The sequence below is a fragment of the Leeuwenhoekiella polynyae genome (assembly GCF_004104075.1).
Classification (GTDB): domain Bacteria; phylum Bacteroidota; class Bacteroidia; order Flavobacteriales; family Flavobacteriaceae; genus Leeuwenhoekiella; species Leeuwenhoekiella polynyae.
The window spans coordinates 13221-30596 of the sequence record NZ_QOVK01000002.1; the positions used below are offsets into that span (position 1 = coordinate 13221).

The 17376-nt window shown below is 38.6% G+C and carries 11 protein-coding genes; 3 read left to right on the forward strand and 8 right to left on the reverse strand.

Annotation, left to right across the window (positions count from 1 at the left end):
• Positions 1 to 26 precede the first annotated feature (26 nt).
• The 3 genes from DSM02_RS03410 to DSM02_RS03420 are packed head-to-tail and all read left to right on the forward strand — an operon-like array spanning position 27 to position 5356.
• Complete coding sequence (locus tag DSM02_RS03410) at positions 27 to 2318, forward strand: GH92 family glycosyl hydrolase (RefSeq protein ID WP_128764350.1); 2292 nt, start codon at positions 27 to 29, stop codon at positions 2316 to 2318.
• 25 nt (positions 2319 to 2343) lie between these two features.
• Positions 2344 to 4659: a GH92 family glycosyl hydrolase gene (locus tag DSM02_RS03415; RefSeq protein ID WP_128764351.1), complete on the forward strand. Its 2316-nt coding sequence runs from the start codon at positions 2344 to 2346 to the stop codon at positions 4657 to 4659.
• 4 nt (positions 4660 to 4663) lie between these two features.
• Positions 4664 to 5356: an SGNH/GDSL hydrolase family protein gene (locus DSM02_RS03420; protein ID WP_128764352.1), complete on the forward strand. Its 693-nt coding sequence runs from the start codon at positions 4664 to 4666 to the stop codon at positions 5354 to 5356.
• 54 nt (positions 5357 to 5410) lie between these two features.
• On the opposite strand, the gene DSM02_RS03425 is transcribed toward DSM02_RS03420, so the two are convergent.
• The 8 genes from DSM02_RS03425 to DSM02_RS03460 all read right to left on the reverse strand — a co-directional run bounded on the left by DSM02_RS03425 (position 5411) and on the right by DSM02_RS03460 (position 17364).
• A complete protein-coding gene (locus DSM02_RS03425) occupies positions 5411 to 6553 on the reverse strand; it encodes an ROK family protein (RefSeq protein WP_240673970.1) in 1143 nt (380 codons plus the stop codon).
• A 149-nt stretch (positions 6554 to 6702) separates the two neighbouring features.
• Positions 6703 to 7512: an alpha/beta hydrolase gene (locus DSM02_RS03430; protein WP_128764353.1), complete on the reverse strand. Its 810-nt coding sequence runs from the start codon at positions 7510 to 7512 to the stop codon at positions 6703 to 6705.
• A 65-nt stretch (positions 7513 to 7577) separates the two neighbouring features.
• Positions 7578 to 9518: a glycoside hydrolase family 97 protein gene (locus DSM02_RS03435; RefSeq protein ID WP_128764354.1), complete on the reverse strand. Its 1941-nt coding sequence runs from the start codon at positions 9516 to 9518 to the stop codon at positions 7578 to 7580.
• Positions 9519 to 9537: 19 nt separating this feature from the next.
• Positions 9538 to 11721, reverse strand: a complete 2184-nt coding sequence (locus DSM02_RS03440; RefSeq protein WP_128764355.1) for a GH92 family glycosyl hydrolase — start codon at positions 11719 to 11721, stop codon at positions 9538 to 9540.
• A 13-nt stretch (positions 11722 to 11734) separates the two neighbouring features.
• A complete protein-coding gene (locus DSM02_RS03445) occupies positions 11735 to 13165 on the reverse strand; it encodes a glycoside hydrolase family 125 protein (protein WP_128764356.1) in 1431 nt (476 codons plus the stop codon).
• A 216-nt stretch (positions 13166 to 13381) separates the two neighbouring features.
• Complete coding sequence (locus DSM02_RS03450) at positions 13382 to 14554, reverse strand: glycoside hydrolase family 76 protein (protein ID WP_164918222.1); 1173 nt, start codon at positions 14552 to 14554, stop codon at positions 13382 to 13384.
• A 13-nt stretch (positions 14555 to 14567) separates the two neighbouring features.
• Complete coding sequence (locus DSM02_RS03455) at positions 14568 to 15704, reverse strand: SusE domain-containing protein (protein ID WP_128764358.1); 1137 nt, start codon at positions 15702 to 15704, stop codon at positions 14568 to 14570.
• Between the two features lie 37 nt (positions 15705 to 15741).
• Entirely contained in the window at positions 15742 to 17364 is a 1623-nt protein-coding gene (locus DSM02_RS03460; RefSeq protein ID WP_205875073.1) for a RagB/SusD family nutrient uptake outer membrane protein, read from the reverse strand.
• Positions 17365 to 17376: the final 12 nt, after the last annotated feature.

The window sequence follows — 17376 nt, forward strand, 5'->3', positions numbered from 1 at the left end:
AACTTGTTAATTGCAAATTCACTCTTATGAAAAAACTAATTTTAGGATTGTGTACCGGCTTGATGCTTACCACAGCAAACGCACAAGATGATCTTATCACAGCTATACAAAATCCTGTTGATTATGTAAATCCATTAATGGGAACAGACTCCAGCCCGGCATTATCTAACGGGAACACTTACCCTGCGGTTGCTGTACCCTGGGGAATGAATTTATGGACTCCCCAAACCGGTACTATGGGACATGGCTGGGCGTACACTTATAATGCAAATAAAATACGCGGCTTTAAACAAACGCACCAACCTTCACCTTGGATGAATGACTATGGTCAGTTTGCATTAATGCCTGTAACCGGAGGAATGAAATTTAATCAAGATGATCGTGCAAGTTGGTTTTCTCATAAAGCGGAAGAATCTACTCCATATTATTACAAAGTTTATTTAGCAGATCACGATGTGACGGTAGAACTTACACCTACTGAACGCGCTGCTCAATTTAAAATGACCTTTCCTAAGGCAGACAGCTCGTATGTAGTTATAGACCCTTTTGATAAAGGATCTTACGTAAAAGTAATTCCTGAAGAGAATAAAATCATTGGCTATACGACTAAGTACGCCCGTGGTAAACTCACCAATTTCAAGAATTATTTTGTAATTAAATTTGATAAACCTTTTAAAGATGTAAATACTTGGGAAGGTGACTCCCTTATCGTAGGACAAGCTGAAATGGAAGGCAATCATGCGGGAGCTTTAGTAGGTTTTGATACCAAAGACGGTGCAGTAGTAAACGCAAAAGTAGCTTCTTCTTTTATAAGCTTTGATCAGGCAGAATTGAATTTAGACCGAGAGATCGGTGATGCAGACTTTGAGACAACTAAGCAAAATGCCCGTGACCTTTGGAATGAAAAATTAGGCCGAATTGACGTAGGTGGGGGTACAATAGATCAGGTTAGAACATTCTACTCATGCTTGTACAGAACCTTGTTCTTTCCAAATAAATTATACGAGATTAATGAGAAAGATGAGATCGTACACTGGAGCCCGTATAACGGAGAAATTCTACCTGGATATATGTTTGCCGGCACCGGATTTTGGGATACATTCCGAGCTTTATATCCGTTCTTAAATCTCGCATATCCTTCGATAAATAAGGAAATGCAGGCAGGTCTTGCTAATGACTTTAAAGAAGGTGGCTGGCTACCAGAATGGTCTAGCCCGGGTTATGCTAATATTATGGTGGGTAACAACTCTGCATCAGTCGTTGCAGATGCTTATATTAAAGGTTTAAGAGGTTATGATACCGAAACATTATGGGAGGCTCTTGTAAACGGTGCTAACAATGAAGGACCTATGAGTGCCGTTGGTCGTGCTGGAGCTCCATATTACAATGAGTTGGGTTATGTGCCTTACGATGTGGACATCAATGAAAGTGCTGCCAGAACGCTTGAATATGCTTATGATGACTTTGCTATTTACCAATTTGGTAAAGCAATAGGTAAGCCTAAAAAAGAAATCAAAAAGTACAAAGAGCGTAGTATGAACTATAAGAATCTTTTTGATCCAAGCTACGGACTGATGCGCGGTAAAAATCAAGACGGTAGCTGGCAAGAAGATTTCAACCCGTTTAGATGGGGTAATCCATTTACAGAAGGAAACAGCTGGCATTATAGCTGGTCTGTTTTTCATGATGTTCAGGGATTAGTTGATTTAATGGGTGGAGAGAAAGATTTTGTTAAGAAATTAGATTCTGTTTTTTCTATGCCTCCAATTTTTGATGAAAGTGTTTATGGTGGTGTAATTCACGAAATACGTGAAATGCAAATTGCAGATATGGGACAGTATGCACACGGTAACCAGCCTATACAACATATGATCTATCTTTATAACTATGCTGGTGCTCCTTGGAAAACGCAGTATTGGGCTCGTGAAACTATGGACCGTATGTATATGGCAACACCAGATGGGTATTGCGGTGATGAAGATAACGGACAAACTTCTGCCTGGTATGTATTCTCTGCAATGGGCTTTTATCCGGTTGCTCCGGCAACAGACCAGTATGTTCTGGGCGCACCACTTTTCAAAAAAATGACGTTAAAGCTTGAGAACGGTAAAGAAGTTGTTATCAACGCACCAGATAACAGCGATAAAAACCGCTATATTCAATCTATGAAAGTAGATGGCAAAACCTATGATAAAAACTGGCTGAGCCATAAAGAGTTGCTTAAGGGGGCTACAATAGATTTTGAGATGAGTGATGAACCTAATAAATCGCGTGGAACAGAAAAATCTGCATACCCATATTCCCTTTCAAACGAATAATAAAAGAACCAGAGACATTTAATACATGATACGAATTACATTAAAGAGTTTATGCACCGCCGCAAGTTTACTTGCGGCTGGTGTTTTTAACACCCAGGCACAAGAAGATCTTGCAAAATATGTAGACCCGATGATAGGTACTGCAAAAATGGGACACACGTATCCCGGTGCTACCGTTCCCTTCGGCAGTGTTCAACTAAGCCCTGACACAGATACGATTCCGTATAGCGTTAACGGCAGATATAATCCTGATGTTTATAAATATTGTGCGGGATACCAATATGAAGATTCTACAATAGTAGGTTTTAGTCATACGCATTTTAGTGGTACAGGACATTCAGATCTTGGTGATTTCTTAGTCATGCCAACTGTTGGTAAATTACAGCTTAATCCGGGCACCGAAGCGAATCCGGATAGCGGTTACCGCTCGCGTTTTTCTCACGATGAAGAAAATGCTGAAGCCGGTTATTATAGCGTAAACTTAAAAGATTATGGCGTTAAAGCAGAGTTGACTGCTACTACCCGAGTGGGTGTACACCAATATACGTTTCCTAAAAGTGAGGAGTCACACATCATTCTCGATCTCAAAGCGGGGATTTATAATTATGATGAAAAGAATGTCTGGACGATTGTTCGTGTTGAAAATGACTCAACCATAACCGGTTACCGTCAAACCAGTGGTTGGGCACGTACACGTAAGGTCTATTTTGCAATGAGTTTCAGTAAAGCTTTTAAAAGCTACGGTCAGGAAAAACAAAAAGGCCAAGTCTATCGCGGATTCTGGGGACGCTTTGATCAGGAGCATAATTTTCCGCAAATGGCCGGTAATGATTTACGCTTGTATTTCGATTTTGATACCGAGGAAAATGAAGCAATTCAGGTGAAGATGGCTTTATCTCCAGTAAGTACTCAAGGTGCTCTAAAAAATATGGAAGCAGAAGTTCCCGGTTGGGATTTTGATACAGTAAAGCAACAAGCCCGCAACAGTTGGAATAAAGAATTACAAAAAGTTACTGTTGAAACTTTAGAAGAATCTGACAAAGTAAATCTGTATACAGCAATGTATCATGCTTTTTTAGGGCCTACCGTTTATATGGATGTTGATGGCAAATATATGGGGCTTGACCGAAATGTGCATGAAGCAGACGGCTTTACCAATTACACCAGTTTCTCGCTTTGGGATACTTACCGAGCACTACATCCTTTATTTAATATCTTGCAACCACAACGCAATCAGGATATGGTGCAGTCTATGATGGTGCATCAGGAACAAAGTGTACATCACATGCTTCCTATTTGGTCACATTATGCCAATGAAAACTGGTGTATGATCGGTTACCACAGTGCTTCAGTTATTGCTGATGCGATTGTAAAAGGAAATGCTGATTTTGATCAGAATGCGGCTTTAGATGCTTGTGTACAAACTGCGAGAACACGTTATTTTGACGGAATTGGTGAGTATATAGATCGCGGTTATGTTCCTGAAGATAAAAATGGTGCTTCGGTATCTAAAACTTTAGAATACGCGTATGATGACTGGGCAATTGCTCAGGCTGCTAAAAAACTAGGCAGGGAAGAAATCTATACTGAATTTAGTAAGCGTTCTTCATATTGGAAAAATGTATACGATAAATCAATTGGTTTTATGCGTCCTAAATTAAGTGATGGTACGTTTAAAAAAGATTTTGATGCGTTAAATACCCACGGACAAGGCTTTATTGAAGGCAACAGCTGGAATTACAGTTTATATGTACCTCACGATCCTGCCGGAATGATCGAATTAATGGGCGGAAAAGATAAATTCAGCACGCATTTAGATTCATTATTTACAATGGAACTACCTGATAAATACTTTGAAAATACTGAAGATATTTCTCGGGAAGGTATCATAGGGAACTATGTACACGGTAACGAACCGTCTCACCACGTTGCTTACCTTTATAACTGGACAAACGATGCATATAAAGCTCAGGATAAAATCAGAATGATTTTAGATCAAAAATATATGACCGGTTCAGACGGCTTAAGTGGTAATGATGATTTTGGTCAGATGAGCGCTTGGTACTTATTCAGCAGTTTAGGTTTTTATCCTGTTGCTCCGGGTTCTGTAGATTATGCATTGGGTAGCCCTGCAGTAAAAGAAGCAACCCTGAATCTGGATAACGGAAACACTTTTGAGATAGAAGCAAAAAATCAATCTGCTAAGAATGTCTATGTGAGTAAGGTAGAGCTTAACGGAAAAGCTCTTAACAAGCCATTTATTACGCACGATCAGGTTATGAACGGAGGAAAGCTTACCTTTTACATGAGCAAAAAACCAAACAAAAAACTATATAACTAATTTTATGAAAAAAATTGTCCAACTTTCGACATGTGTCTTTTTTATGGTATGGGGTTCTGTTTTTAATTTAAAGGCTCAAGACTGGCCTAATTTAATGCGATATGCAGAAGCTAATGCACAGATAGCTGTTACTAATGCCAAAGAAGACCGCGTGGTCTTTATGGGCAACTCTATCACCGAAGGTTGGGTCAATAGCGACCCAGATTTTTTTACGAAGAATAATTTTATTGGTCGCGGGATTAGTGGGCAAACTACTCCACAAATGCTGTTGCGCTTCAGGCAAGACGTGATTGACTTAGATCCAGTAGCTGTGGTAATCTTGGCCGGCACTAATGATATTGCAGGAAACACCGGCCCAATGACTAATGAGCAAATTGTAGATAACATTATTTCGATGGCAGAACTCGCTGAGGCAAATGGGATAAAAGTGATTGTCTCTTCTATTCTTCCTGCCGCAAAATATCCGTGGAAGCCAAAAGTAGAATCTGTTGCTCCTATTCTTAAAATCAACACGATGCTCAAATATTATTGTAAAGGAAAAGGACTTGTCTATCTCGATTATTTTTCAAAAATGGCTAATGAAGAAAACGGTTTACCTAAAAAACTTTCTGAAGACGGAGTGCATCCTACTGAAGCGGGTTACAAAGTTATGGAGCCGTTAGCTTTAGAAGCTATTAAAAAATCGCTTGGAAATTAATTCTCAGCAAGTATAAATAAAAAAAAGCCTGCTCAATTGAGCAGGCTTTTTTATTTAGTTTGATCCGATTTGTTCAACCGCTTCATATAAATTGGTCTTGTCTAGAAAATCAAGAGCCAGCGCATAAGCTCCAAAGCAAACCGCTGTACTTGTACCTAATTTACTAATGCCAATTGCTACACGCTTTTCTTTATTATACGAGGCTTTTTTAGAGCTGAATGGTATATTAACTTCAGTTTCTGAATCTGATAAAAAGTCTGCTAAATCTTTAGGATCGTCAATGTTATAAACACCTGAAATTACTCGTGGCATAGCATTACCTTCAAGATCATAAATAGAACCTGATAAATGCTCAATAATTTTAGGAATAATAAAACGGGAAGCACCTGCAATCCCACCACCAATAACAATTGGAGCATCTATTAATGCAATCACATTAGCCAAGGATTCTGCAACAGCAACAGCCATTTCTTCAAAAGCCGTGATTGCAGCTTTTTTGTTTCCTTCAGCATCTCCACAAGCTATTTTAAATATATCTTTTGGAGAAAGAACTGCGCTATCTCCCGACTGTTCTGTATAAACACGCTGAATCGCTCTGATACTCACACTTTCTTCGACCACAGTTTTAGGTTTAATAAAGTTTCGTGTAAGCCAGATTTCGCCAGCAGCGGAATTATCACCCAAACAAACCTGATTATTAACCACAATACCACCGCCATAACCGGTACCTAACGTAATCCCGATAAGACTTTTATACCTGCGTGATAAACCAGATTCTGTCAGTGACTTGTTTATAGTAGGTAACAACCCACCAACGGCCTCGCCATAAGCAAAAAGATCTCCATCATTATTTATAAGCGTAGGAATACCAAAAATTTCTTCGAGCATAGGTCCCAAAGCCACACCTCCTCTAAAAGCAGGTAGATTTACTAAGTCTCCTATAATTCCATTTTTGTAATCTGCAGGCCCGGGAAATGCAAAACTTATCGCTTCGGGCTCCATTGTATTAAGCGATTTTTTTACCTCCTGAAAACCTTCAATTATAGTATGTAAACAAACTTCTAAATTATCAGAATTAGATGCCAAGGTAATTGGCGTTATAATTTCTTCTCCAGATTGCAATGCTGAGAAAACAAAGTTTGTTCCTCCCGCATCAAGCGTCATTACAATCCGTTTATCTTCGTAAATGTTTTTCATGTCTCGTATGGTACTCTAAAAACCTTTAATAATACCCTTCCGTTAACGTGCAAAAATAAAGCAACTAAAAGGTTTTACTAAATTTAATCCTATAATATTTAATAATAATTTGACCTTCTTTATTCCTTACAAATTCGATATTTAAGAAATTAATTATGTTCCTGTACAAAATTGATTAACAGCGGAAAAGCGGGATGTGTCATATTATGACCATAGCCTTGCATCTCGTATTGAGTAATATTTTCTTGACCAGCTACCTTCATCATTCTATAGAAATAAGCATTTTCTTCATATCTGCCCAGCATTTCCAGTTCACGATCTCCTGTAATTAATAGTGTAGGTGGTGCATCATTACGTACAAAATATAGGGGTGCAAATTCATCTATAATAGGCTGCTCTCCGGGAATACCTCGTTCTGATCTAATGGTAAAATGGGTTATAGTATGCCCACTAAACGGCACCAAACCCGCAACATCGTTTGCATCGATATCATATTTATCAAGTCGGCTTTTATCCATAACCGTCATCAACGCAAGATATCCACCAGCTGAATGACCACTCACAAAAATAGAATCTGGATCACCGTTAAAGTCTGCTATATTTTTAAAAGTCCAAGCAACTGCAGCAGTAGCATCTTCTATGCAGGTAGCAGCTTTGACTTTAGGAGAAAGTCTGTACCCTACTCCTACTATGCAATATCCCTTTTCTTTTAAAGCTTGTGGAATTTCCTTACCGCCACCGGTTAAACCACCTCCGTGAAACCATACAATTACCGGTACGTCCTTTTTGCCTTCCGGATAATAGATATCTAAGCGACACTGTGCTTTTTGATATTCGCTTAAGCCTGAAGTATCCGGGTAATAACTGATGTTTTCAACAGTTTTATAACTTAGTTCCTGACTTAAACCAATGGAAGTAATAAGCAAAAAGAATAGGCCTACCAGTCTTACTTTTATCATTTTTTTGTGTTTATCAAATTTTGACTGATCAAAATTTTACTGAATATTAAACTTTAAAATCTCGATTATTTTTTAAAGGATGCTGCCCATCCTCCATTTCTCACTAATTTAATGGTAATTGTATCAGTCGCATCAACATCAGCTTTGTTCAATTTATAATCCATTGCTTGTCTTCCGGCATTTATACCGTCTTCAAAAGAATTCATCATGTAAGTTTCTCCCTTAGTCAAAAAATCAAGTGATAAGGTAAACGCTCTTTCACTTTTGTTTCCATTGGTAATTCCACCAGCATACCAGGTATCTCCCTTTCGCTTTGCAACTAAAACATACTCCCCAATTTTTGCGTCTAGAATAACAGTCTCATCCCAAGTCGTAGGCACATCTGTTATGAAGTTAGTACACTCCTCTTCTCGGTAATAATTGGTAGGGTTATCTGCAAGCATTTGTAGTCCGCTTTCAAAAACTACAAACAATGCCATTTGATAGGCTCTGGTTCCCATTCCTGCAGAGTTGGGTCTTCTGCTGTAATATGCTTCTGGTTGCATATTAATCATCGCACCCGGTGTAAAATCCATAGGTCCTACTGCGTTGCGTATAAAAGGAAGGTAAAGACTGTTGTCTGTTGTTGCGCGTTCCATCTGCTCAAGCCCTAAAACCCCTTCATACGAAAGAATATTAGGATATTTGATCTCTAAGCCAGCTGGTTTAAATGAGCCGTGAAAGTCTACAAAGAGTTGATGTTTTGCCGCTTCTTTAGCAACACGCTCGTAATAATTAACCATCCATTGATCGCTTCGATCCATAAAATCAATTTTAACACCAGCGATTCCCCATTCTTGGAATTTTTCAAAAAGCTCAAAATTATTCTCTACTGTTAACCAGGTAAGCCATAAAACAATCTTTACATCGCGCTCTTTTGCATAATCTATCAATGCAAAAAGATCAATATTTGGATTAGGTGTATACGGGTCTGTAGTAGACTTTGCCCAGCCTTCATCCATAATGATATAGGGAATCTCAAATTTTGAAGCAAAATCAATAAAGTATTTGTAGGTCTCTTCATTAAAACCGGCTTTAAAATCTACGTGATAAGGAGAAGCTCCGTTCCACCACTCCCAACTTACTTGTCCCGGTTTTAACCAATCTAAATCTCCTAACGCATTAGGCTGCGCTAATTTAGTTGTGAGGGTATTTGTCAATATGTCGCCGTCAGTTGAGGTGATTAAAAAGTAGCGCCACGGAAACGAGCGTTTTCCCGAGGTTTTTGCAATATAATCAGCTCTCTTTAAAATCTTTACACTCCGGTCACCGTCATCACCAAACTCTAGCGGATATAAAGGAAATTCTCCTGAAAGTGTATTGGGCTTTTCGGTATTTAAAAACATTGCAGGATAATCTGTCAAATCAGATTCCGAAATCAAGACTTTAATGGCATTGCTTTCAAGCAACACCGGAAGTGTAGATTTATTAGAACCTGCTTTAAACTCTGATGTTTTAATATGTGAATACGGGTACTCATAAGAGGTTTTGAACGAAGGGGTCTGCTGTAAATGTGCTGTAAATTCTTCGGCTAGATTTACCGTAAAATCTTCAGATTTCACCTCAATAGCTCCTTTAAAACCTGTTATGAATCGATAAGCAACTCCTTCATCAAAAACTCTGAATTCTACCGAATAATCTCCTTTAAAATTGATGCGTATCCCTTTATATTGATAGTTAAGAACACTAAATTTTAAAGGAACTACAGGTTGTGATTCTTCACGAGCACTTGTTTTTTTACTGCTTTTCACTTTAGGCATTTCCCCAAGTTTGCGGCCAGAAATAGTTAATGCTAACGTGTTATTCTCTAAAACAGTAGTACCTCTTTTTTTAACGGAATATGAAATCGCATCTCCAATCGAAATGGATAGTTCTAGATCACCTTTAGGAGAAACTACTTTATAGCTTTGCGCAGTAATTGTATTAATAAAAAATAAACTGACTAATAATACTAACGTATGCTTCATAGTTCTTGATGTATTTAATTTACTGCGTCTTTAAAATTAGTTTACCACCTTGTATAAGTTGTTCCTGACTTAAGAAATATCCATCAACAGGCAATCCATTATATTCTATTTCCTTTAATTTTCTTGATGTTCCTTCTTTTGATACTTCTAAAGAATTTCTTCCCAAATTCCACTTTACATGATCAAAGATAGGAAGGCTCACAAGATATTCATTATCTGCAGGTGATAGCGGGTACAATCCCGAAGCTGCAAAAACATACCACGCACTCATTTCACCGGCATCGTCCATTCCGCTAAAGGCTAAACCGGTCGTTCCAACGCCATAATAATCTTTAAGAAGGGTATCTATAATGTTCTGTGATTTTTCAGGTTTATCGATAAAATAATAAGCAAAAGGTGCCTCGTGATCGGGCTGATTTCCGTGGCAATATTGCCCTAGAAATCCACTAACATTCCTAGCTATATGGTTGGGATTCCATGGCAGTGAAAACAAAGAATCAAGCTTTGCTTCAAAAGCAGTGTTGTTTTCATATAAATCTACAAGACCCGGCATATCGTGTGGTACATAGAATGAAAGCTGCCACGCGTTTGCCTCCCGATACATATACTCGTAATAAGGATATTCTGAATCAAAAGGATTTATGAACGATCCATCTTGCAGCTTACCGCGCATAAAATGCGTCTTAGGGTCAAATACATTCTTGTAATTTTTAGAGCGCTTGGCTAATTCTGCTGCGTGTTGCTGATCCCCTAAAGCTTCAGCTAAAAGCGATAAACTGTAATCATCAAGTGCATATTCTAAGGTTTTTGAAACCCCCGCATTAGCTTTGGTTTCGGTGTTAGGGTTTTTAACGTCTGGATCTGATATAAAACCTTTCTCAATATATTCTTTAATGTGGGGCCGCGTTCCTCCCTCTTTGTATGCATTATTCAGCAGTAGCTCATAGGCCTTTTTTACGTCAAAGTTTTTGATGTCTTTTCCATAAGCTTGTGCTATAAAAGGAGCCGCATGATCCCCGTGAAAAAATGTAGGCATAAAACCGTTATGCTCGCCTTTATCAATCAACGATTGAATGATATCTCCGGTAACCTGGGGTGCAAGCAAACTGAGTAAAACCAACTTGTTGCGGTAGGTATCCCAAAGTGAAGGATTTGTATAATACCTGAATCCTTTATTCTGAACTTTTCCTTCAGCATCTGTAAAATCTCCGTTTATATCACTTCGCAAAGCTGGCCATTGCATACTGCGATATAAGGAAGAGTAAAAAAGTTCTTTCTCTTTTTGGCTTCCGCCGGAAATCTGAATTTTTGATAAAACCTCATCCCAGATGTTCTCACCCATACTCTTGACCTCTTCAAAATTCCTTTCTCCTATTTCCTGCTGAAGATTTTCTTTAGCATTTGCTGTGCTCACAAAAGACAATCCGATTTTTAAAGTTACCGGCTTGTTTTTAGCGTGCAATTTTAGCATTGCATAACCATTAGACTCACCGGGATTAACCGTTAACAGCTCACCGACATCTTCATTTAACACTGCCGAAAAATAAATTTTATCGCCTCCCGTTCTCTGAAACCCTTCTAAGGTATTTTGGCTTGTTTGTCTAATCTGCCACTCGTCAACCCGGTGATTGGCATGGCCTAAATCAAAAAGGATGGTATGAGCTTCATTATCATCAAAGGTATATCTATGAAACCCTGCCCGCAGTGTAGAAGTGACTTCAACCTCTACACCATAATCTTTTAAAAATACAGTATAATATGCAGGAGAAGCTTTTTCTGTCTCCTTATTAAAGGAAGATCTAAAAGGTGCCGAAGCATTTTCAGCAATGGGTAAAATAGGAATGTGGCATAAATTCCAGTGCCCCTTATTGGTATGTGTAAACCCTAAAATTTCAGTATCCTCATACTCGTATCCTGCGCCACTTCCATACTGAGTGATGGGACTCAGCTGCACCATCGCATTGGGAAGCGTTGAACCGGGATAGGTTAATCCTGCCCAGACCCGCCAGCCGTCTGGTGGAGTATAACCTATAAAATCAGGATCTGTAAGTGGTGCGGTACCGTGAAAAGGATTTACGTAGGTAACAGGGTTCTCTACGTATGCTTTTTGTTGTTGAGCAATTAAAAGCTGTTTTGCACTTGATAAAGTAAGTACAAAACAACATAATAATTTTAAATGGAAGGCGCTGGCGTTTTGTTTCATCTACCTTTAAGCTTTAAATAGTATTGAGTAGTTTTGGTTTTTCCTGATAGGTTTTCCATAAAAGCTCGCCAAACAAGGTGTTAGCCCATGCAAACCAGCTTCTGGAGAAATCCTCTGGATTATCTTTATTAAAAGACTCGTGCATAAAACCGGTTCCTCCGTGTGTATTCTTAAGCATCGTGATGCATTCTTTAATTTCGGCATCAGAAGTACTTGTGAGTCCGCGCATGGTGATTGCCATAGGCCAAATCATATCCATACCTACATGGGGTCCGCCTATACCTTCAGCCGCTGTTCCTTTAAAGAAAAATGGATTATCTAATGACCAAACAAAATCACGCGTGTTCTGATAAATAGGATCATTGACGTCGATGGCGTCCAGATAAGGTAACGAGAGTAGGCTAGGCACATTGGCATCATCCATCATCAGGTGATTCCCAAAACCATCGGTCTCAAAAGCATAGATTTCTCCATATTTTTCGTGCTCTGTAACTCCGTATTTGCCGATTGCTTCTTTAACTTCTACAGCCAAAGCTTTCAGTTCAGTTGCAAGTTGATCTTCATCCTGAAGCGTTTCAACCATCTCTGCAGCCTGATTCAAACTTACTACAGCAAAAAAGTTAGACGGAATTAAAAAAGAATAAACTGTAGAATCATCACTTGGCCTAAAAGCGCTGCAAATAAGACCTACTGGTTTCACAGGGTATCCTTGTCCTTTTAAAAAGCGTGTATCTGTGCCGTTTGTAGTATTACGAGTAAAACTATAGGGGTTAGTGCCGTCTTTTTCTTGCTGCTCTTTAAAAGTTTTTAAAATATTCTTGATAGCTGCAAGCCATTGTGTGTCAAAAGGAGCGGTATCTCCCGTAGTTTTCCAGTAATTGTAGGCCAGTCGTATAGGATAACATAAAGAATCTATCTCATATTTACGTTCGTGAACTCCTGGGAGCATTTTAGTATTATCAGACGTCCACTCTCCTTTTTTATTAGGATCGTTATAAAAAGCATTGGCATACGGGTCTTTTAATATTTGACGTGTCTGGCGATTAATCACACCTGCAATGAGGTGTTTTAGATCTTTATCTTCATCTGCGAATTGCATATAAGGCCAAACCTGCGCCGAGCTGTCGCGCAGCCACATGGCATCAATATCACCGGTAATCACATAGGTGTCTGGTGCTCCGTTATGTTTTGAATAAGTCACTGTAGTGTCTAGCGTGTTAGGAAAACAGTTGTTAAACAACCAGGTCAGCTCATCATTATCAACATTCTTTGAAAATTCTTTAATTGCTTTTTCAATGGCTTTACTTTCAAAATTGCGTTGCCCTTGAGGCACACGTACTGTTGGGAATTTTTTAAAAGCTGTATTGGCAAAAATACCTGTAGGATTAACCATGGTTAATCCTCCTGCCATCGCTGTATTCTGAATAAACTTTCTTCTTTGCATAGTAGTAAATTTAGCTGCGATAAATTTTAATTGTTCTTATTCTGGTGCAGCGAAAATGATATATAATCGTACTGGTGAAAATAAGTAAAACGTTTTAGTGAGGCAAGTTTTATGAATTCTATTTTACTTAAACACATTTTTAAAACGATTATATAATTGATTTTTTGAGGTCATATTTAAAAAATATGACCTCAATATTTTATTACCAAATATTTTCTATTCTGTTAGTAATCCCTCAGCCTCTAGCTTTGCCATGGCTTCTACCAGCATAATCCCGCTCAGTTGTGTTTTAAGATCAACACGGTCTGGTGGAGCATTTCTCCAATCTGGACTAGATAACATTCCGGGATGACTCAATCCATTATTATAAAAAGTTTCACCATTAAAAATCAAAAAATCTAAGAAGTCATTGTAGTCATCTTCACTAATGTCATCTTCCAGAATCATTTCTGTAAAATAGCGAACCAGTATTCCTTTAAAAAGACCTCCATCTCCCTGGCCTTCATCCCTTAAAACTCCTTGGGTAGTAAGTTTTGGACTCGTTAATGTAGTTCTTGCGGATTGTAAAGCATCATTAAGGTAACCTTGCTCTCCCGTTTCATTATACAATCTGAGTCCGGCTCCAATCCATGTTCCCATATTGTAAGTAAAAACCCAGTCTTTTTGTATTACCGGATTACCATCTATAAGCTGTATGTTATCCCAAACTTCCCCATTTGTTGGATCTACGAGATTAGCCTTTTCCCACTCATAAAGATCTTTTGCCCAATTGAGATACGTCTCATCTCCTGTGGCATCGTATAAACGCATTCCAAGAATGATTGTTGGTCCGTTTGAAACTGCATTTTTAGAAAATGGCGTATCCTTTTTCCATGCTATTCCTCCCCCAAGAACTTCGCTATAACTTAACAGAACATCATCCCATAGAAATTTTGCAACATCTAAATATTCTTCATCACCAGTAGCGTTGTATGCACGCATCGTACTGTTACCCAACCACAGCATATCGTCATTAAATACATTACTGTATGTGTCTCCATTTTTGGACTTAATGCCTCGTAATAAAGACTTCATTTTTGGCAAGTATGATCCATCTTGTGTCCTTACATAAGCATCTACTAACACATGCAGTACGTGAGCATTAGGCCAATATTGAAAGGTAGTATTACCCTGGTTATCGGTAACGTAAGTCCCTTCACTTCCTAAGTAAATATTATAAGAAGCATCCTGAATAGAATCTGCCGTTGCAGCCCAGTCTATCGGCACCTCCTCACCCGCAGTTAGTGAGGGGTCCCTCAAAGGTATGGGATCGTCATCACTACAGGATATGAGTACTCCTCCTAACAATGTAAGAAGAAGCACAAAAGTTATATTAAATTGAAATCTCATAATTATTTTTTTTTTAAAGCACAGTAATTTCGTGTGTATATTCAGGTACATCTGCATTGAAATAGATTTTTAGGTCTACATTAGCCATATCTACTTCTTGTCGAAATTTGAAGGTATAATTATAGTCTTCGCCCGGTGATTGTGGAACCATATAATAAAAAGAATCAGCGGTATCTAGTGTAGGTGCTTGAGAGTTATCTACATTTACGCTACCATACCATTCTTCCAGAGTACCACTTTCTGTTGTTACAGTAAACTTAAATTTATAACGTTCATCTCTACCCCAAGTCTCCTCTTTAAACTCTATATATTTATCTAAAGCCTCCCACGTTCCATTACCCGCATAATCCAATGAAAACAGGTAGTCTCCGTTTGGAGGAAACCAAAGTTCTACTTTATCAATAGTTGCCATGCTAGTTGTACCGTCACTAAAATCAAGACGAATTCTGTATACTGCTTCAGTGCCACTAAAAGTAGTTTCACCATCCTTTTTTAATTTACTTTCACTATCTATATAAAATGATTCAGGTTCCCCAGAATTGCGGGTAACCATTTTATAAGTTCCGGGTTTTAGCTTTGTATAGATCTCATAAGTAGTAGCCCCAGTTTTCACAAAAGGCATTGCTGCAGCAAGGTCCTCTCCTCCTTCCGAAGCAGCTCCTGTTAAGAATAATTCATCTGGAGTAGGAAAACCGGCAGGTCTTTCTACTTCTATGGTACGTATTTCTGAAGATTGTTTCACATTTAATCCTTTTGAGCTCCATACTGTCCATTGTAATTTACCAGTACTTTCAGAAGCAATACCTGCCATAGTAGCAATTTCATTTAAGCGGGTAAATGAAAGGTTTAATTTATTTGAAAACCCTTGTCCGTCTGAAGGAGTAACATATAGAGGTTCTGAAAAATCCCCTCCCTCTTCATCAAATACTACATCATACAGCACCACCCCATTATCTGCTGATTTTGATGCCTGCCATTCAAAAATTGCAGCGCTTTGCGCGCCCAGGTTATAAAAAACATTATTTTCTGGACTGTATAACGCCTCTACCTCTGATACTTCTGCTATGTTTAAAGAATCATCATCTTCACAGCTCACAAGCCCCAAAAACAGGGCAAATACTACTAAAATTTTACCGATTGCACTTTTCATATGTATATTATTTTATTTTTCTGTATTTCCTTTTTAATTACCAACCCGGGTTCTGTGTTAGATTAGGGTTTATAAGGCGCTCATCTCTTGGAATTGGCCACAAATAATGTCTTGAGGGATCAAAAGTTCTTAAATTAACCCGAAGATATCCATCATCTATATCATCTGGTCCAAACTGAGCACCATGAGCATAACCGTTTAAAACATCTTCTGCTGTTTTCCATCTGCGGATATCAAAAATGCGTAAACCTTCCATTGCCAATTCTACGCGTCTTTCATTTCTGATCTCTGTACGCATCTGTTGCTCACTTAACCCTGATGGGTAGGTTAATGCAGCTGGATCTGTAAAGCCTGCACGCGACCTTAATAAACCTATCGTATCATCCCAAATCGTTTCAGAAAATTCTCCCATTTCAAGTTTTGCTTCAGCATACATAAGCAACACATCTGCATAACGTATGAGCATTAAATTTGTGCTGATAGCGATACCCGCCTCGTGGTTTGGATCAAAATATTTACGCACATAATATCCAGTAGAAGTCGTTGATCCTCCTGGAGCATACTCATCTGTATTATCATCACTGGGGTCTGAACCTGGTTCTATATAAATTGTAGAAGTACCATCAAGATCCTGCCATTCATAATTGTTATAGACTACTGTTGCTGTTAATCGCGGATCGCGATTTTCATAAGGATTATCTTCATCAAAACCAGAACCGGTTTCTTGAATATCCTGACCGTTGATCATTTTATAACTATCTACCAGCTCCTGAGTTGGAGCAAGAGCATTTACCCGACCCCCAACTGAAATAGGTATCATATCAAAAAGTTCACCCCAGGTTCTATTTATTGGCGCGTATTGTAGACTTAAAATATCTTCTGAACTGAATTGATTTTGAGCTGAAAATAATCCCGAATACGAATTGAATAATCCATAATCACCAACGCTTCCATTCATAATCATTTCACAATACGATGCAGCCTGAGACCAGTTACCTTCGTACAAATGAATTCTTGCTAAAAAGCCAGCCACAGCCCCGCGACTAATTTTACCCCTCTCTCCTTCGGTATAATCAGATTTTACCGGAAGGTCATCTAAAATATCTGTAAGCTCAGCAATAACAAATTGAAGAACTTCAGCTCTAGGTGTTCTGGTTATAGTTTGCGCCTCCTCAATAGAGGGATCACTTTCCAATAAAGGAATATCGCCAAACCAAGTCATCAAGTAAAAATGCTGCCAGGCTCTTAAAAACCGAGCTTCAGCAATCATTCTGGCTTTAATAGCTTCATCCATATCAGGTACCCGATCAATATTTGCCAAAATAAGATTGGTGGTCTTTATTCCTCCGTAGCGCTGGTCCCATTCAGACTGCATTCTTCCTAAAGAAGAATCATAGGTACCCGAAGCTATTGATGCAGCTCCTGCGTTATCACCTCTTCCGTTATAGGCATTATCTGATAAGCCTTCATTATAAAAAAAGTGACTGCTACTCATCATCTGAGAATACGCTGTATTCAAAAATGTCTGTGCCTTCTGGGTTGATGTCCAGTAAGTCTCATCTGTAAATGTATTTTCTGGTACAAGGTCTAGCTTTTCACAATTTGTAAAAACTAAAGCCAAGCAAAGACCAAAAATTATTCTGTAGTTATTTGTCTTCATTTTCATTGCTTT